Annotated in this window: 15 protein-coding genes; 10 read left to right on the forward strand and 5 right to left on the reverse strand. The window is 71.2% G+C overall.

Annotated features, from left to right (window positions below):
* The first annotated feature begins 538 nt into the window (after nt 1-538).
* The 5 genes from CO540_RS23785 (at nt 539) to CO540_RS23805 (ending at nt 6,298) form a co-directional block, all read left to right on the forward strand.
* Complete coding sequence (locus CO540_RS23785) at nt 539-2,179, forward strand: ABC transporter substrate-binding protein (protein ID WP_099163698.1); 1,641 nt, start codon at nt 539-541, stop codon at nt 2,177-2,179.
* A gap of 159 nt (nt 2,180-2,338) precedes the next feature.
* On the forward strand, nt 2,339-3,265 hold the full coding sequence (locus CO540_RS23790; RefSeq protein ID WP_099163699.1) for an ABC transporter permease: 927 nt from the start codon (nt 2,339-2,341) through the stop codon (nt 3,263-3,265).
* Complete coding sequence (locus CO540_RS23795; protein WP_099163700.1) at nt 3,258-4,235, forward strand: ABC transporter permease; 978 nt, start codon at nt 3,258-3,260, stop codon at nt 4,233-4,235. The genes CO540_RS23790 and CO540_RS23795 overlap by 8 nt, the downstream gene beginning before the upstream one ends.
* 25 nt (nt 4,236-4,260) lie before the next feature.
* A complete protein-coding gene (locus CO540_RS23800; RefSeq protein WP_099163701.1) occupies nt 4,261-5,289 on the forward strand; it encodes an ABC transporter ATP-binding protein in 1,029 nt (342 codons plus the stop codon).
* A complete protein-coding gene (locus tag CO540_RS23805; RefSeq protein WP_099163702.1) occupies nt 5,282-6,298 on the forward strand; it encodes an ABC transporter ATP-binding protein in 1,017 nt (338 codons plus the stop codon). The genes CO540_RS23800 and CO540_RS23805 overlap by 8 nt, the downstream gene beginning before the upstream one ends.
* A gap of 64 nt (nt 6,299-6,362) precedes the next feature.
* On the opposite strand, the gene CO540_RS23810 is transcribed toward CO540_RS23805, so the two are convergent.
* Nucleotides 6,363-6,716, reverse strand: a complete 354-nt coding sequence (locus CO540_RS23810) for a chorismate mutase (protein WP_091570427.1) — start codon at nt 6,714-6,716, stop codon at nt 6,363-6,365.
* Nucleotides 6,717-7,004: 288 nt separating this feature from the next.
* On the opposite strand from CO540_RS23810, the gene pcrA reads away from it, so the two are divergent.
* Nucleotides 7,005-9,398, forward strand: a complete 2,394-nt coding sequence (gene pcrA, locus CO540_RS23815) for a DNA helicase PcrA (RefSeq protein ID WP_099163703.1) — start codon at nt 7,005-7,007, stop codon at nt 9,396-9,398.
* A 61-nt stretch (nt 9,399-9,459) separates the two neighbouring features.
* On the opposite strand, the gene CO540_RS23820 is transcribed toward pcrA, so the two are convergent.
* Complete coding sequence (locus CO540_RS23820; RefSeq protein WP_371682241.1) at nt 9,460-10,227, reverse strand: M23 family metallopeptidase; 768 nt, start codon at nt 10,225-10,227, stop codon at nt 9,460-9,462.
* Between the two features lie 261 nt (nt 10,228-10,488).
* Nucleotides 10,489-11,202, reverse strand: coding sequence for a M23 family metallopeptidase (locus CO540_RS23825; protein WP_091570434.1), 714 nt, complete (start codon nt 11,200-11,202; stop codon nt 10,489-10,491).
* A 386-nt stretch (nt 11,203-11,588) separates the two neighbouring features.
* Between CO540_RS23825 and CO540_RS23830 the strand changes: the two genes are divergently transcribed.
* The 3 genes from CO540_RS23830 (at nt 11,589) to sucD (ending at nt 14,507) form a co-directional block, all read left to right on the forward strand.
* Entirely contained in the window at nt 11,589-11,993 is a 405-nt protein-coding gene (locus CO540_RS23830; protein ID WP_091570437.1) for a cobalamin B12-binding domain-containing protein, read from the forward strand.
* A 445-nt stretch (nt 11,994-12,438) separates the two neighbouring features.
* Complete coding sequence (gene sucC, locus CO540_RS23835) at nt 12,439-13,617, forward strand: ADP-forming succinate--CoA ligase subunit beta (RefSeq protein WP_091570441.1); 1,179 nt, start codon at nt 12,439-12,441, stop codon at nt 13,615-13,617.
* Nucleotides 13,618-13,619: 2 nt separating this feature from the next.
* Nucleotides 13,620-14,507, forward strand: a complete 888-nt coding sequence (sucD, locus tag CO540_RS23840) for a succinate--CoA ligase subunit alpha (RefSeq protein WP_091570445.1) — start codon at nt 13,620-13,622, stop codon at nt 14,505-14,507.
* Nucleotides 14,508-14,560: 53 nt separating this feature from the next.
* Here the strand turns inward: sucD and CO540_RS23845 are convergent, their stop codons facing one another.
* Nucleotides 14,561-14,830, reverse strand: a complete 270-nt coding sequence (locus CO540_RS23845; protein WP_099163705.1) for a hypothetical protein — start codon at nt 14,828-14,830, stop codon at nt 14,561-14,563.
* A gap of 147 nt (nt 14,831-14,977) precedes the next feature.
* Here CO540_RS23845 and CO540_RS23850 point away from each other — a divergent pair, with 147 nt between their 5' ends.
* Nucleotides 14,978-16,315, forward strand: coding sequence for a DUF6350 family protein (locus tag CO540_RS23850; protein ID WP_099163706.1), 1,338 nt, complete (start codon nt 14,978-14,980; stop codon nt 16,313-16,315).
* A gap of 79 nt (nt 16,316-16,394) precedes the next feature.
* On the opposite strand, the gene CO540_RS23855 is transcribed toward CO540_RS23850, so the two are convergent.
* Nucleotides 16,395-16,919, reverse strand: a complete 525-nt coding sequence (locus CO540_RS23855) for a DUF4190 domain-containing protein (RefSeq protein ID WP_091570460.1) — start codon at nt 16,917-16,919, stop codon at nt 16,395-16,397.
* Between the last annotated feature and the right edge of the window lie 74 nt (nt 16,920-16,993).

Genomic DNA, 16,993 nt, shown 5'->3' on the forward strand with positions numbered 1-16,993 from the left:
CCCTCGTCCGGCCGGTCGGCCGTGGCGTACGGCCGGCCGAGGCCGGCATCGTCCGGATGGTCAGAACCGCGAGCGTCCGTCGCGTACCGGCGTGGGCGGGGCGCATCTCACAGCGCCGGACGTACGGGGTGGTCCCGGCAGGTCTGGGCACGTCCTTCCTGTTCAGAGCCGTGCGATCGGTGACGTTTGTGATCTTTTCTCAAGTATCGGCAACGTGGCGGGCAACTAACGGCTTGATAACGGCACCTTCACGGAAAGGGCCGGTGGGTGTCACAGTGGCAGCACCTCACCCCCCGGTGTGAGGCACCTCGTCGGGCCCGCCGACCACGTGACGCGCTCTCCGCGCCGCTGCGTGGTCGTCGACCCTGCGCGGTGTCCTCGTCGAAGGGTGTGGCGCCCGGCGATCGGTACCCCTGGGGTGTCCCGATTTCCTCTGCGGTAAACCGGCGATCTGTGGTTCGGGTCGTCGGCGGTGTCACCCCCCCAACGTGCGTGAAACCCACGACGGAACCAGGTTAGAAAGAGGAGGCCCCTCGGAATGAGAGTCTCGAAGCGGGCGAGCGGCGCCCTCGCGGTTGGCGCGGCATTCGCGCTCGTCGCGTCCGGCTGCTCCAGCGGGAACAGCGACGGTGGTGACGCCGGCGCCAGCAAGGACGGCGCCATCACGATCCACGGCGTGCAGCCGGAGAACCCTCTGGTTCCGGCCAACACCACCGAGACCGGTGGCGGCAAGATCATCGACATGATGTGGACGGGTCTCGTCGAGTACCCGAACAACGGCGGCGCGCCCCAGAACGCGCTGGCGGACACCATCGAGACCAAGGACTCGAAGGTGTTCAACATCAAGATCAAGCAGAACACCAAGTTCCACGACGGCACCCCGGTGAAGGCGAAGAACTTCGTCGACGCCTGGAACTGGGCCGCCTACTCGCCGAACGGCGCCGCCAACGGCTCCTTCTTCTCCGACATCCAGGGCTACGGCGACGTGGCCACCTCCGACCCGGACGGCGACGGCCCGCAGAAGGCCCCGCAGCCCAAGGTCGACAAGATGTCCGGCCTGAAGGTCGTCGACGACTGGACCTTCGAGGTCACCCTCGCCGCCCCGACCGCGGTCTTCCCGACCAAGCTCGGCTACAGCGCGTTCATGCCGCTGCCGGACGCCTTCTTCACCCAGAAGGCCGAGGACTTCGGCAAGAAGCCGATCGGCAACGGCCCGGTCAAGTTCGTGTCGTGGCAGGACAACGTCGAGATCAAGCTGACCCGCTTCGACGACTACACCCTGCGTGACAAGGTGAAGATCAAGGACGTCGGGATCAAGCTGTACCAGGACGAGAACGCCGCCTACAGCGACCTGATCTCCGGCAACCTGGACTTCATGGAGACGGTTCCGACCTCCGCGCTCGCCGGCGAGAAGTACAAGGCCGACCTCGGTGACCGGGCGCTGAACACCGTCACCCCGTCGACCGCGTTCATCGCCTTCCCGATCTACGACAAGCGGTTCGCGAACAAGGACCTGCGCAAGGCCGTCTCGCTGTCGATCGACCGGCAGGCGATCAGCGACAAGATCTTCTTCGGCACCCGCAAGCCGGCCGACAGCTGGGCCAACCCGCTGACCCCGGGCGCCCCGGCGGGCAACTGCACCTCCTGCAAGTTCGACCCGGCCCAGGCCAAGGAGCTGCTCGCCAAGGCCGGCGGCTTCACCGGTGAGATGGTCTTCTACTACAACGCCGACTCCAGCCACAAGGACTGGATGGAGGCCGTCGCGCAGCAGGTGAAGACCAACCTCAACATCAACGCGCGTGCCGAGGGTGTCCCCACCTTCGCGGTGTTCCGTCAGAACATCAACGCCTACAAGATGAAGGGCCCGTACCGCGCGGCCTGGCAGCAGGACTACCCGGACATCGAGAACTGGGTGAACCCGCTCTTCACCTCGACCGGCTCCTCGAACGACGGCAAGTACGTCAACCCGGCCGTGGACGCGGGCGCCAAGGAGGCCAGCGCCGCTGGCAGCCTGGAGGACTCGCACAAGAAGTTCGAAGAGGTTCTGAAGCTGGTCGACGAGGACGTCCCGACCATCCCGATCTACTTCTACGGCCAGCAGGCCGGCCACTCGGAGAAGATCAAGAAGCTCGAGCTCACCAACGTGGGCGAGCTGGACCTGAGCTCGGTCGAGCTCTGATCCGATCGGTCTGACCCCTGGGTCGGGCTCGCCGAACCCGGTGAGCCCGGCCCGGGGGCCGTTCCGCGACTGGGTGTCACCACGCCCACCCTCGCACCTGACCGCCATCCCGTGTCGGCGTACCGTCGTCCGACGCCCCCTGTTCCTGGAGGCCACCCCATGGGCCGTTATCTGGTGAGACGGCTACTCCAACTCGTGCCGGTCTTCATCGGCACGACGTTCCTGATCTACTGGCTCGTCTGGTCGGTGCCGGGCGACCCGTTCGCCGGCAAGTGCGGTGAGCGGCGCTGCCCGCAGCAGTACATCGACTTCATGACCGACAAGTACCACCTGGATCAGAACATCTTCGTCCAGTACTTCACGTACATGCAGAACCTGCTGCAGGGCGACTTCGGCGAGACGTTCAGCGGTCGGTCGATCAACGACATCATCCTGACGTCCTACCCGAACACCATGAAGCTGGCCGTCGTGGCGCTGGCGATCGAGGCGCTCATCGGCCTCACCGCCGGTGTGCTGACCGGCCTGCGGCGCAACGGCTTCCTGGACAACCTGGTGCTCGTCTCCACGCTGTTCCTGATCGCGCTGCCGGTCTTCGTGGTCGGCTTCGTGCTGCAGTGGCTGTTCGGCGTGAAGTGGGGCATCGTGACGCCGACGGTCTCCAGCGAGATGCGCCTCACGGAACTGATCATTCCGGGCTTCGTGCTGGGAAGCGCCTCGACGGCGTACATCGCCCGGGTCGCGCGCACCAGCATCGCCGAGAACCGGCGGTCGGACTACGTGCGCACCGCGATCGCCAAGGGCCTGCCGATGCGCCGGGTGGTCGGGGTGCACCTGCTGCGCAACTCGCTGATCCCGGTGGTCACGCTGCTCGGCACGGACCTGGGCGCCCTGATGGGTGGCGCGATCGTCACCGAGGGCATCTTCCAGATCAACGGAATCGGCCGACAGGTCTTCCGTTCGATCGTCACCAAGGAGAGCGCTACCGTTGTCTCCATCGTGATCGTGCTGGTGCTTGTCTACCTGCTGATGAACCTGCTGGTGGACCTGCTGTACGCAGCCCTGGACCCGAGGATCCGCTATGAGTGACCCCTCCACCGCATCGATCGTCAGCACCCCCCGTCCCGAGGAGCCGCGCGAGCTCGCGGCGCCGCCCGGCGCCGGGCAGCCCGAGGGCGCCCGCAAGGAGAAGCCGCGCGGCCTGCTCGGCGACGCCTGGCGCGACCTGCGTCGCAAGCCGCTCTTCTGGATCTCGGCGGCGTTCATCCTGCTGTTCATCGTGATGGCCGCCTTCCCGTCGCTGTTCAGCTCGGGTGACGCCGTCAACGGCGACCTGGCCCGCAGCCTCGGCAAGCCGTCGTCGGACGCCTGGTTCGGGTACGACGTGCAGGGCCGCGACGTGTACGCGCGCACCATCTACGGCGCCCGCGCCTCCATCGTCGTGGCGCTGCTGTCGGTGCTCGGCACGATGCTCATCGGCGGCGCCATGGGCATGATGTCCGGCTACCGCGGCGGCTGGGTCGACTCGCTGCTCTCCCGGATCGCGGACGTCTTCTTCGGCCTGCCGTTCGTGCTGGGCGCGATCGTCATCCTGACCACCTTCAACGGCTCGGGCAGCAGCAACAGCAAGGCCCAGATCATGTTCCTGGTGATCATGTCGCTGACGGTGCTGAGCTGGCCGGTGGTCATGCGGCTCATGCGCTCCTCGGTCCTCGCCACCCGGGAGGCCGACTACATCGTGGCGGCCCGCGCCCTGGGCGCGGGCACCGGCCGGATCGTGCTGAAGCACCTGCTGCCGAACTGCCTGGCCCCGCTGCTGGTCTACGGCACCATCATGGTCGGGTCGTTCATCGGCGCGGAGGCGACGCTGTCCTTCCTGGGCGTCGGCCTGAAGAGTCCGGTCGTGTCGTGGGGCATCATGATCAGCGAGGCGCAGAACTACATCCGTGTCGCGCCGTACCTGCTCTTCTTCCCTGCCGCGTTCCTCGTCGCGGCCGTGCTGAGCTTCGTGATGCTCGGCGAGGCGGTCCGCGAGGCCCTCGACCCGAAGCTCCGATAGGGGAACTGAGTTGTCCGACATTCTCGTGTCCGAGCAGTCCGCTCCGGGCGCCGACGGATCCGGCCGCCCCTCGGGCCGCCTGCTCGAGGTCGACGACCTGCGGGTGGAGTTCCGCACCAGGGACGGCGTCGCCAAGGTCATCAACGGGGTGACGTACCACGTCGACGCGGGGGAGACCCTCGCCGTGCTCGGCGAGTCCGGCTCCGGTAAGAGCGTCACCGCGCAGACCATCATGGGCATCCTGGACACCCCGCCCGGGTTCGTCACCGGCGGCCAGGTGCGCTTCCACGGCAAGGACATGCTCAAGATGTCCGCCGAGCAGCGGCGTCGGATCCGTGGCGAGGGCATCGCCATGATCTTCCAGGACTCGCTCTCGGCCCTCAACCCGGTTTTCACCGTCGGCTTCCAGATCGCGGAGCAGTTCCGCGTCCGTCGTGGCATGAGCCGCTCGGACGCCAAGAAGCGCGCGATCGAGATGCTCGACCAGGTGAAGATCCCGAACGCCAAGGGTCGGTTCAGCAACTACCCGCACCAGTTCTCCGGCGGTATGCGGCAGCGGGCGATGATCGCCATGTCGCTGGCGCTCGACCCGGAGGTGCTGATCGCGGACGAGCCGACCACCGCGCTGGACGTGACCGTGCAGGCCCAGATCATGGACCTGCTCGGCGAGCTCCAGCGGGAACGGCAGATGGGCATGATCCTGATCACCCACGACCTCGGCGTGGTCGCCGACGTCGCGGACCGGATCGCGGTCATGTACGCCGGTCGGATCGTCGAGGAAGCCGACGTCTACGACCTGTACGGCAAGCCCGCCCACCCGTACACGCTCGGCCTGCTCAACTCGATCCCGCGGATGGACGAGAAGGGGCAGGAGCTCCGGACCATCAAGGGGCTCCCGCCGAACCTGATGAACATCCCGTCGGGTTGCGCCTTCAACCCACGCTGCCCGATGGCGCAGCCGGTGTGCCGGGAGAAGGTGCCGCCGCTGCTGCAGCTGGGCAACGGCCGGGCCAGCGCCTGCCACTTCGCCGAGGAGCTCGTGAACCGTGACTGAGAACATCATCGAGGTCCGTGACCTGGTCAAGCACTACCCCGTGACCCGGGGCGTCGTGTTCAAGAAGACCATCGGGCACGTCAAGGCGGTCGACGGCGTCTCCTTCGACCTCAAGGCCGGCGAGACGCTCGGCGTGGTCGGCGAGTCCGGCTGCGGCAAGTCGACGCTCGCCCGGGTGCTGATGAACCTGGAGAAGCCGACCGCCGGTCAGGTGCTCTACAAGGGTCAGGACATCTCCAAGCTCTCCGGTGGCGCGCTGCGGCGGCTGCGCCGGCAGATCCAGCTGGTGATGCAGGACCCGTACACCTCGCTGAACCCCCGCATGACGGTGGGTGACCTGATCGGCGAGCCGTTCGAGATCCACTCCGAGGTGGCTCCGAAGGGCAGCCGGCGCGGCAAGGTCAAGGAGCTGCTCGACCTGGTCGGCCTCAACCCGGAGCACATCAACCGGTACCCGCACCAGTTCTCCGGCGGCCAGCGGCAGCGCATCGGCATCGCCCGGGCGCTGGCGCTGCGGCCCGAGGTGATCGTCTGCGACGAGCCGGTGTCGGCCCTGGACGTGTCCATCCAGGCGCAGGTGATGAACCTGCTGGAGCAGCTCCAGGCCGAGTTCGGCCTGTCGTACGTCTTCATCGCCCACGACCTGTCGGTCGTGCGTCACCTGTCCGACCGGGTCGCCGTCATGTACCTGGGCAAGATGGTGGAGATCGGCACCGAGGACGAGATCTACGAGCGGCCGACCCACCCGTACACCCAGGCGCTGCTGTCCGCGGTGCCGGTGCCGGACCCGACGCTGCGGGAGAGCAAGTCGATCATCCGGCTCCAGGGTGACGTCCCCTCGCCGGTCAGCCCGCCCTCGGGCTGCCGGTTCCGCACCCGGTGCTGGAAGGCGCAGGACCTCTGCGCCCAGGAGGTGCCGCTGCTCCAGATCCGGCCGGGCTCGGACCACCCGAGCGCCTGCCACTTCGCGGAGAAGCGGGAGATCGTCGCCACCCACGGCGCGGCCTGATCCGACCGGACCGCCTGCCCGCGTCAGCCGACGCGGGCAGGCGGTCCGTCGTATCCGGCGCCGGTCACAGCGGGCCGCGGCCGGCGCGCAGCAGCAGCAGCGCGAGCTGGGTGCCGTCGGCGCCCAGCTCGGAGCGGAAGCGCTCCAGGATCTCCCGCTCGCGGGAGAGCACCAGCCGGGTCCCGCCGGAGGCCATCCGGGTCGCGCCGACCTCCTGGGAGAGCGCGGCGCGCTCCTGCCAGAGCGCGATCAGCGTCCGGTCGATCTCGTCGATCCGTCGCCGGATCTCCCCGATCCGTTCGGCCGCCGCCGAGTCGTCGGTGCCGGTCCGGGCCGCCGCGGCGCCGGTCGGGTCACCACCGGCCGGCCGGTCGTGCCGCGCCAGGCTGCCGCTGGACTCCACCACGTCAGTCATCATCGTCGTCCCTCTCGGGGCTCGGACCCGGTACCCGGATCCCGGGACGGAAAAGCCCCGGGCTCGGGGAGCCCGGGGCGTTTCGTAGGTCTGAATGATCAGGCGCGACCCACGGCTGCCGGACTCCCGGTGCCGTAGTAAAAGAAGCGCTGATCGAACACGCCGTCGAGTATGCCGACCGGCGGGGCGGACGCGCAAGGAAACCGGCCAACAGGTGGGACGTGACGCCGCCCGCGCACCCGGGCGCGCGGGCGGGGAAGTGTCCGGCCGACGGCATAGACTCGGACTGCGATGCATCCTCTCTTCGACATTCCCGCGTCCCCGCCCGCGCCGGAGTCCCGGCCGACCCCGCCGCGCCGCTCCGGGGCCGCCCGGTCCGACCCGCAGGCCCTCCTCGACGGCCTGAACGGCCCCCAGCGGGACGCGGTGACCCATGCCGGCTCCCCGCTGCTGATCGTGGCCGGCGCCGGCTCCGGCAAGACCCGGGTGCTGACCAACCGGATCGCCTACCTGCTCGGCGCCCGGGACGTGCACCCCGGCGAGATCATCGCGATCACGTTCACCAACAAGGCCGCCGGCGAGATGAAGGAGCGGGTGGCCGCGCTGGTCGGCCCGCGCGCCCGGCTCATGTGGGTCTCCACGTTCCACTCGGCCTGCGTACGCATCCTGCGCGCCGAGCACGAGCACGCCGGCCTGAAGTCCACCTTCTCGATCTACGACGCCGACGACTCCCGGCGGCTGATGCAGATGGTCGCCCGCGAGCTGGACCTGGACCCGAAGCGCTATCCCGCCCGGGGCCTCGCCGCGCAGGTCTCCAACCTGAAGAACGAGCTGGTCGACCCCGAGGAGTTCGCCGGCCGGGCCAAGGGGCCGAACGAGCGGGCCCTGGCCGAGGCCTACACGCTCTACCAGCGGCGGCTGCGGGAGGCGCACGCGCTCGACTTCGACGACCTGATCATGACGACGGTGCACCTGCTCCAGTCCCACCCGCACGTGGCGGAGAGCTACCGGCGCCGGTTCCGGCACGTGCTGGTGGACGAATACCAGGACACCAACCACGCCCAGTACGTGCTGATCAAGGAGCTGGTCTCCGGCACCGAGGGCGTCCCGCCGGCCGAGCTGTGCGTGGTCGGTGACGCCGACCAGTCGATCTACGCGTTCCGCGGCGCGACCATCCGCAACATCCTGGAGTTCGAGCGGGACTTCACCGACGCCCGCACGATCCTGCTGGAGCAGAACTACCGCTCGACCCAGACCATCCTCAACGCGGCCAACGCGGTGATCGACCGCAACACCTCGCGCAAGCCCAAGCGGCTGTGGAGCGACGCCGGCGCCGGCGAGCAGATCGTCGGCTACGTCGCCGACACCGAGCACGCCGAGGCGGACTGGGTGGCCCGGGAGATCGACCGGCTGGTCGACGGCGGCGACACCCGCCCGGGCGACGTGGCCGTCTTCTACCGCACCAACGCCATGTCGCGGGTGTTCGAAGAGGTCTTCATCCGGGTCGGCCTGCCCTACAAGGTGGTCGGCGGGGTGCGCTTCTACGAGCGCAAGGAGGTCCGCGACGCGCTGGCCTACCTGCGGGCGGTGGTCAACGACGACGACACGGTCAGCCTGCGCCGGATCCTCAACACCCCGCGCCGGGGCATCGGCGAGCGGGCCGAGGCCTGCGTCGAGGCGCTGGCGTCGCGGGACCGCGTCTCCTTCGGCGCCGCGTTGCGCCGCGCGAAGGCGGCGCCGGGGATCTCCACCCGGGCGGCCAACGGCATCGGCGAGTTCGTCGCGCTGCTCGACGAGGCGCGTGAGCTGGCCGCCACCGGCACCCCGGAGGAGGTGCTGGAGGCGCTGCTGACCCGCTCGGGCTACCTGGCCGAGCTGGAGGAGAGCCTCGACCCGCAGGACGCCGGCCGGGTGGACAACCTCCAGGAGCTGGTGAGCGTCGCCCGGGAATACACCGAGCGGATCGAGGCGCTGGGCGCCGACGACGAGCGGGCCACCCTGGCCGGTTTCCTGGAGCAGGTGGCGTTGGTCGCCGACGCCGACCAGATCCCCTCCGACGACCCGGACCATCAGGGTGTCGTCACGCTCATGACGCTGCACACGGCCAAGGGCCTGGAGTTCCCGGTGGTCTTCCTGACCGGCCTGGAGGACGGCGTCTTCCCGCACCTGCGCTCGCTCGGCGACACCCGCGAGCTGGAGGAGGAGCGGCGCCTGGCGTACGTGGGCATCACCCGGGCCCGGCAGCGCCTCTACCTGTCCCGGGCGGTCACCCGGTCGGCCTGGGGCGCGCCGGCCTACAACCCGCCGTCGCGGTTCCTGGAGGAGTTGCCGCCGGAGCTGGTCCGGTGGGAGCGCACCGAGGGCTCGTACACCTCGTGGGGCGGCGGTGGGGGCGGCGTCGGCGGCCGGGCGGACCGGATGGGCCGCGGCGGCTTCGCCGGTGGCACCCCGAAGGCGACCGAGCTGGCCAAGCGTCTGGGCGTGGACGCCAGCCGGCTGTCCACCGCGAGCGAGCTGAAGCAGGCGCCCAAGGTCTCGGCCGGCGACCGGGTCAACCACCAGCGCTACGGCCTGGGTCGGGTGCTGGCGGTGGAGGGCGCCGGCCCGGGCGCCCGGGCCCAGATCGACTTCGGCGACCAGACCATGTGGCTGGTGCTGCGGCACGCCCCGATCGACAAGCTCTGAACGGCGGGCGGGGCCCGGTCCGGCGTGCCGCCGGGCCGGGCCCCTCCTCGTGCGGTGGCCGTCAGCAGGCCACGTCGACGCCCCGGGCGCGCAGGAACGGCGCCGGGTCGATCTGGTTCCACATCGCGCCCTTGTGCACCTCGAAGTGCAGGTGCGGTCCGGTCGCGTCACCGGTCGCGCCCTCGTAGCCGATGACCTGGCCGGCCTTGACCTTGTCGCCGACGTCGACGAGGAGCCGGCTCTGGTGCGCGTAGTGGGTCAGGTAGCCGTTGTGGTGGTCGACGAAGACCGAGTTGCCGTAACCGTCACCGACGTCGCCGGCCTTGACCACGGTGCCCGCGGCGGCGGCCCGGATCGGCGTGCCGGCGGGCATGGCGAAGTCGATGCCCGCGTGCAGGGTTCCCCACCGCGGCCCGTAGCAGGAGGTGATCTCGGCGCCCTTCATCGGGATGACCCAGCCGGGCTTCGGCGCGGCCTTCTTCTTCGGCTTCGGCTTCGCCGTCTTCCTCGGCTTCGGGGTGGCCGCGCTCGGGCTGGGGGACGGGCTGGCCGGGGTGGCGGACGGCGTGACGGGACTGACCGACTCCCGGGCCGAGCGGTCGGCGCGGGCGGCGTCCTCCGCGCGTGCCCGCGCGTCGAAGTCGACCGCCGCCGGCACCGGGGTCGGTTCGTCGGTGGTCGCGACCACGACGCCGCCGAGGCCGAGCCCGAGCAGGGCCACCGCGCCGGTGACCAGGTATGCGGTGCGCCGTGCCCGGCGGGGGCGCCGGTGCCGGGCGGGGGCGATGTCCGGGGTGTTGCCGTTCGGGGTGGGACTGCTGTGTTGCACGGGGACCTTCACCAGTCGAGGGGCACGTGACCTCGAAATACTGGTGTCAGCGGCGGGGCGGCCGGGCCGTCGGGTGTCCCGGCCGGGCCGGTCCGCGCCGGCGTCCTGCCCGGGTTGACGCCGGTTGGGCGGTTCCTCGGAAGAGACGATCACCGGCCTGTGTGGGCCCGCTCACATCCGCGCCTGTGATCCAGCAGACTTGCCGACAGACGAAACCGCCCGGATCGCGGGATCCGGGCGGTTGTCGGGCGGTGCGGAGGGTCAGGACGCGGCTACGTCGCCGTAGAGTGCCTCGGTTTCGAGCTTGATGTCCACTCCGCGCTCCTGGAGCCACGGCACCGGGTCCAGCGGCTGGCCGTTGACATGGACCTCGAGGTGCAGGTGGGAGCCGTAGGAGTGACCGGTGTTGCCGACCAGGCCGAGCTGGTCGCCGGCCTTGACCTCCTGGCCCTCCTTGACGGTCACCGCGGAGGAGTGGCCGTAGATGGCCTCGCTGCCGTCGGAGTGCTTGACGATCACCGCGTAGCCGTAGCCGCCGAACCAGCCGGCCTTGGTGACCGTGCCGGAGTGGATGGCCTTGTAGGGCGTGCCCTCGGGCGCGACCAGGTCGATGCCGGTGTGCAGCTTGCCCCAGCGCACGCCGTAGGGCGACTTGAAGTCGTAGCCGTGCAGGGGGAGGAGCCAGGGGTCCTGCTCGCTCGCGGCGGCGTCGGTCGACCGGTCGTCACGGGTGGCGCGGTCGGCGCTGTCGGCCCGGGCCGCGGCGTCCTGGCTGGCGACCGAGGCCTGCCGGAGCTCGTCGAGGACCGAGGGGCTGACGCTCTTGGCGTCGGGGAGGGCGTTCGCGCCGAGGGCGACGATGCCGGCGCCGACGAAGGCGGTGGTGACGACCGCCGCGTAGCGGCTCCGCGGGGGGGTGGGTACGCGGCGACGGCCGCGATATCGATCGGGCTCAGACGACAGGCGCTGGCGCACGCACACCCTCCGTTGTCGGGGATCCGATGCGACTCCGGACCGTTCGGTGAAGCTCCGCCGAACCTCCGGTGTCGCGTCGTCACCCGTCCGTGGACCTGATGACAACCGTGGACACGTTAGCCAACCGCCACTCCTGTCACAAGCCGAAGCGCCGAACTGGCGTTTCGTTATGTCCAATTCCATCCGAGCTTGTCATATCTCGTGCCGCTGGTCGGATGGCCCGTCCACTGTCCGTTCGTCGCGGACAGTGACCGATCGGCGGAGGTGTCCGACTTCCGGCGTGCGAGGTCGGGCGGTAGTGCGCGGCCCGGCTTCCCGCCCCGCGCCCGGCCGGGTTACCGTTCGTTCAGGTCAGCAGTGCCGGTGCCGGTGAAAGGTGTGCGCAGATGAGCTCTCGAATCCGGGTCGTCGTCGCGAAGCCCGGCCTGGACGGCCACGACCGGGGCGCGAAGGTCGTCGCCCGTGCCCTGCGCGACGCGGGCATGGAGGTCATCTACACCGGCCTGCACCAGACGCCCGAGCAGATCGTCGAGACGGCCATCCAGGAGGACGCGGACGCGGTCGGTCTCTCCGTGCTCTCCGGCGCGCACATGACCCTGTTCAAGCGGGTCCTCGAACTGCTCGCCGAGCGCGAGGCGGCGGACATCGTGGTCTTCGGCGGCGGCATCATCCCCGAGGCCGACATCCCGGAGCTGGAGCGGCTCGGCGTCGCGAAGATCTTCACCCCGGGTGCGACCACCGGGTCGATCGTCGACTGGGTGCGGGAGAACGTCGCCCAGCCGGTCGGCTGACCGGCCGGTCTCCGCGGGCCCGGTTCCGAATCCGGGCAGGGGGAGGGGCCGGACGCACCCCTCACACGCCCGGCCCCTCTATGCACGATGCCCCGCCGCCACCCCTCGACCGACAGGGCATCGGCCGCTCCCGCCGTCGCGCTTGACCAGCGCTCCGACATCAGACTCAACGACGCCCCCGACGGGGGGTTACGCCCGGCTCCGGACATCCCCCGGACGGCTGACGCCGCGCGCTCCGGCGGCCCCGTCCGTCGCCCGGCCGCCCGACTCGGCGACGGCGGCTGTGCATTACCGCACACCGCGCACCCGCTCGGTTGCCGCCGGTTCCCATCTCGTTAGGCTGCGGCAAATGGCCTGTCTCTTCTGATGACAGGCGTCAAACTGATTTTCCAACGCTGGTGGCGGCGCGACGGCGCGCCGCGGAGACGGGACGGGACGCGCAATCGTGGACCTGTACGAGTACCAGGGGCGGGACCTGTTCGAGCGGCACGGCTTGCCCGTGCTCGCCGGCGGCGTCGCCACTACCCCGGAGGAGGCCCGCGCGATCGCCGAACGCCTCGGCGGTCGGGTGGTCGTCAAGGCGCAGGTGAAGGTCGGCGGCCGCGGCAAGGCCGGCGGCGTGAAGCTGGCCGAGGGCGCGGAGGAGACGGTGGCCCGGGCCACCGACATCCTCGGCATGGACATCAAGGGTCACACCGTCCACAAGGTCATGATCACGGTGACCGCGGACGTGGCCGAGGAGTACTACTTCTCGTACCTGCTCGACCGGGCGAACCGCACCTTCCTCTGCATCGCCAGCGTCGCCGGCGGCATGGACATCGAGCAGGTCGCCGCCGAGACCCCGGACCGGGTCGTCAAGGCGCCGATCGACGCCAACACCGGCGTCGACGAGGCGAAGGCGCGCGAGATCGTCACCGCGGCCGGCTTCCCGGCCGAGATCGCCGACCAGGTCGTCGACGTCGCGGTCAAGCTGTGGCAGGCGTTCGTCGCCGAGGACGCCACGCTGGTCGAGGTGAACCCGCTGGCCACCACCAAGGACGGCAAGCTGCTGCTCCTGGACGCCAAGGTCACCCTGGACGAGAACGCCGGGTTCCGGCACCCGGACCACGAGGCCCTGGTCGACCAGGCGTCGGTGGACCCGCTGGAGCAGGCCGCCAAGGCCAAGGACCTCAACTACGTCAAGCTCGACGGCGAGGTCGGCATCATCGGCAACGGCGCGGGCCTGGTCATGTCCACGCTCGACGTGGTCGCGTACGCCGGTGAGCGGCACGGCGGCGTCAAGCCGGCCAACTTCCTCGACATCGGCGGCGGCGCGAGCGCCGAGGTGATGGCGAACGGCCTGGAGATCGTCCTCTCCGACCCGTCGGTGAAGAGCGTCTTCGTCAACGTGTTCGGCGGCATCACCGCGTGCGACGCGGTCGCCAACGGCATCGTGCAGGCGCTGGCGCTGCTCGAGCAGCGCGGCGAGAAGGCCACCAAGCCGCTCGTGGTCCGCCTCGACGGCAACAACGCCGAGGCCGGTCGGGCCATCCTCGACGGCGCGGCCAACCCGCTCATCCAGCGGGTCGACACCATGGACGGCGCGGCCGAGCGGGCCGCCGAGCTGGCAGCTGCGGGGGTCTGACAATGGCTATCTGGCTGACCAAGGACTCCAAGGTCATCGTGCAGGGGATGACCGGTTCCGAGGGTTCCAAGCACACCCGGCGGATGCTCGCCGCGGGCACCACCGTCGTCGGCGGCGTCAACCCGCGCAAGGCCGGCACCACCGTCGACTTCGACGGCACCGAGCTGCCCGTCTTCGCCTCCGTCGCGGACGCGATGAAGGAGACCGGCGCCGACGTCACGGTCATCTTCGTGCCGCCGCAGTTCACCAAGGCCGCCGTGGTCGAGGCGATCGACGCCGGCATCGACCTGGCCGTGGTGATCACCGAGGGCGTGCCGGTGCACGACACCGCCGCGTTCTGGGCGTACAACGTGGCCCAGGGCGAGCGGACCCGGATCATCGGCCCGAACTGCCCGGGCATCGCCTCGCCGGGCGCGTCCAACGCCGGCATCATCCCGGCCGACATCACCGGCTCCGGCCGGATCGGCCTGGTCAGCAAGAGCGGCACGCTGACCTACCAGATGATGTACGAGCTGCGCGACATCGGCTTCTCCACCTGCGTCGGCATCGGTGGTGACCCGATCATCGGCACCACCCACATCGACGCGCTGGCCGCCTTCGAGGCGGACCCGGAGACCGACGCCATCGTCATGATCGGTGAGATCGGCGGCGACGCCGAGGAGCGCGCGGCCGAGTTCATCAAGGCCAACGTCACCAAGCCGGTGGTCGGCTACATCGCCGGCTTCACCGCCCCGCCCGGCAAGACCATGGGTCACGCCGGCGCGATCATCTCCGGCTCGGCCGGCACCGCCGACGCGAAGAAGGCGGCGCTGGAGGCGGTCGGCGTCAAGGTCGGCAAGACCCCGACCGAGACCGCCAAGCTCATGCGGGAGATCATGTCGGGCCGCTGAGCGGTCGCACGACGTGCCGAGGGGGTCGACCGGTCCGGTCGGCCCCCTCACGCTCAGCGGTACCAGTACGGGTAGTAGTAGCTGCCCCGGGCCCGCACGATGGCGCTGGCCACGATGTTGACGACGCCGAACGCGATGGCCAGCCAGCCGAGCACCGGTGACTTGCCGTTGCGCCGCGCGTCGCGGATGGACAACCCCCCGAAGACGATGCCCAGGATGCCGCAGCAGAGCAGGCCGAGCACGATGCCGAGAACGCCCCAGAGCGTGGTCCGGTCCCGGCCGGCGGCCGGTGGCGGCGGTGGCGGCGGATACGGAGCGTTCACGGCTTCCTCCGAGCGGTCGGTGCCGCGACAGGAAAGGTCGCGCCTGAAGCCGAGGCTAGACGGATCACCACCGCCGATCCGGGGGTTCGGCGAACTCGCCGCGGTATCGGACTGCCGTCCTTCGTGCGGCGTGCCAGAGTAGACGCGATGTCACGTGTCACCCCTGACCAGCCCCGCCGCTCGGCCGCCGGTCCCGGCGCCGGTGCCCGGCCGCCCGGCCGTGCCCGCCCCGGTGTCCGCGTGCCCGCGCCCCGGGCGGGCGAGCCGTCCCGCAGCCGGGCGCCGCTGCCCGTCGCCGCCGGGGTGGCCGCGCTCTGGGCCGCGGTGACCTCCTGGCTGCCGGTCACCGTGGTGCTCGGCCTGGCCCAGCTCAGCGAGGACGCCGGCTCGCTCGGCGGGGCGCTCCGCGCCGGCCTCGCCGGCTGGCTGCTCGGGCACGGGGTGCCGCTGCAGACCGCGGCCGGGCCGCTCGGCCTGGCGCCGCTCGCGCTGAGCGCGCTCGTCGTCTGGCGGCTCACCCGCGCCGGGGTGCACGTCAGCCGCGCCGTCGGGGCCCGCGGCGGCGGCTCGCCCCGGCAGGCGCTCACCGTCGCGGTCGCCGTCGCCGTCGGGTACGCGCTGCTCGGCGCGATCGCCGCGATCGCCGTCGGCGCGGGCGGCCTGCGGGTCTCCCCGGTCACCGCCGCGCTCACGTTCGCCGCGTTCGCCGCCCCGGCCGCCCTGGTCGGCGCACTGCGCACCACCGGGGTGTGGGGGCTGCTGGCGCGGCGCTGCCCGCCGGCCGTGCGGGACGGGCTGCGCACCGGCCTGGTCGCGGCGCTGCTGCTGTGCGGCGCGGGCGCCGGCGCGGCCGGGCTGGCGGTGGCCACCGGCGGCGGCGACGCGGCCGACATGATCGGGGCCTACCGCACCGGGGTGGCCGGTCAGGCCGGCATCACGCTGGTCAGCCTCGCCTACGCGCCGAACGCCACCGCCTGGTCGGTCAGCTACCTGCTCGGTCCCGGGTTCGCCGTCGGCACGGACACCGCCGTGCGCACCAGCGAGGTGTCGGTCGGCGCGCTGCCGGCCGTACCACTGCTCGCCGGCCTGCCGCGCGGGCCGGTGGACGGGCTCGGGTCGGGGCTGCTCGCGGTGCCCGTGCTGGCCGCGATGGCGGCCGGCTGGCTGCTCGCCCGGAGGCTGCTACGGGTGGCGGCCGAGGAGCGGGCCGAGGTCGGGTGGGCGGCGCTGCTGGTGCCGGCGGCGCTCGCCGGGCCGGTCGCCGGCGCGCTGCTGGGGCTGGTCGCGGCGGCCTCGGGCGGCCCGCTCGGCGGTGGTCGGCTCGCCGAGATCGGTCCGTCGCCCTGGCCGGTGGCCGGCGTGGCCACCCTGGTGATCGCCGTGGGCGCGGCGCTCGGCGCCGCCGCCACCCGCACCCTGACCCGTCCCACCGCCCCGCCGTCCCGCCCGGCGCCCCCGCCCCGCGCAACCCCCGCCGCCCGCTGACCCCGCCCGTCCGGGAGGTGGGCCGGGAACGCGCGAGGGGGCGCCCGGCGGTCGCCGGACGCCCCCTGCACGAAGCCGGTCAGGAACCGAAGTTGCCCATGTTGATCGCGGCGCCGGCGATGGCGCTGATGATGCCGACGACCACACCGACACCACCGCAGATCAGGGCGGCCTTGGCCTGGCCCGGGTTGCTGGCCTCGCCCGCCTGGACCTTCTTCTGACCCATCACGCCGAGCACGATGCCGACGATGCCGGCCGGCACACCCAGCAGCGGGCAGCACAGGCCGAGCACGATCGAGGCGATGCCGACGATCATGCCGATGAGGCCCATGGTGTTGTTCTGTCCCTGCCCCTGGCCCGGGCCGGCCGGGTAGCCGGCGGCCGGGTACTGCGGCGCGGCGCCGTACGGCTGCTGCTGCTGCGCGTACGGGTCCTGCCCGTAGGGCTGGCCGGAGGTGGGCTGGCCGTAGGGCTGACCCGAGGTCGGCTGCTGCCCGTACTGCGGCGCCTGCGGCGGCTGGGCGTACGGGTCGTGCGGCTGTGCGGTCGGGTCCTGGTTCGGCTGCTGGCCGTACGGGTCCTGACCGGGGTATCCGGGCTGCATCGAGGTGCTCCTCAAACTGGGGGTCCATGGTCGGGTGCGCACGGCACCGGGCGACGGCAGCGTATCGTGTCGCC

Source organism: Micromonospora sp. WMMA2032 (assembly GCF_002688545.1).
Lineage (GTDB): Bacteria > Actinomycetota > Actinomycetes > Mycobacteriales > Micromonosporaceae > Micromonospora > Micromonospora sediminicola.

What these genes read in the sequence shown, in the direction of transcription:
- CO540_RS23790 (WP_099163699.1), top strand. Translation starts at nt 2,339, where the DNA reads ATGGGCCGTTATCTGGTGAGACGGCTACTCCAACTCGTGCCGGTCTTC.
- CO540_RS23785 (WP_099163698.1), top strand. Translation starts at nt 539, where the DNA reads ATGAGAGTCTCGAAGCGGGCGAGCGGCGCCCTCGCGGTTGGCGCGGCA.
- CO540_RS23855 (WP_091570460.1), bottom strand. Translation starts at nt 16,919, where the DNA reads ATGCAGCCCGGATACCCCGGTCAGGACCCGTACGGCCAGCAGCCGAAC.
- CO540_RS23850 (WP_099163706.1), top strand. Translation starts at nt 14,978, where the DNA reads ATGTCACGTGTCACCCCTGACCAGCCCCGCCGCTCGGCCGCCGGTCCC.
- CO540_RS23810 (WP_091570427.1), bottom strand. Translation starts at nt 6,716, where the DNA reads ATGATGACTGACGTGGTGGAGTCCAGCGGCAGCCTGGCGCGGCACGAC.
- CO540_RS23795 (WP_099163700.1), top strand. Translation starts at nt 3,258, where the DNA reads ATGAGTGACCCCTCCACCGCATCGATCGTCAGCACCCCCCGTCCCGAG.
- CO540_RS23830 (WP_091570437.1), top strand. Translation starts at nt 11,589, where the DNA reads ATGAGCTCTCGAATCCGGGTCGTCGTCGCGAAGCCCGGCCTGGACGGC.
- pcrA (WP_099163703.1), top strand. Translation starts at nt 7,005, where the DNA reads ATGCATCCTCTCTTCGACATTCCCGCGTCCCCGCCCGCGCCGGAGTCC.
- sucD (WP_091570445.1), top strand. Translation starts at nt 13,620, where the DNA reads ATGGCTATCTGGCTGACCAAGGACTCCAAGGTCATCGTGCAGGGGATG.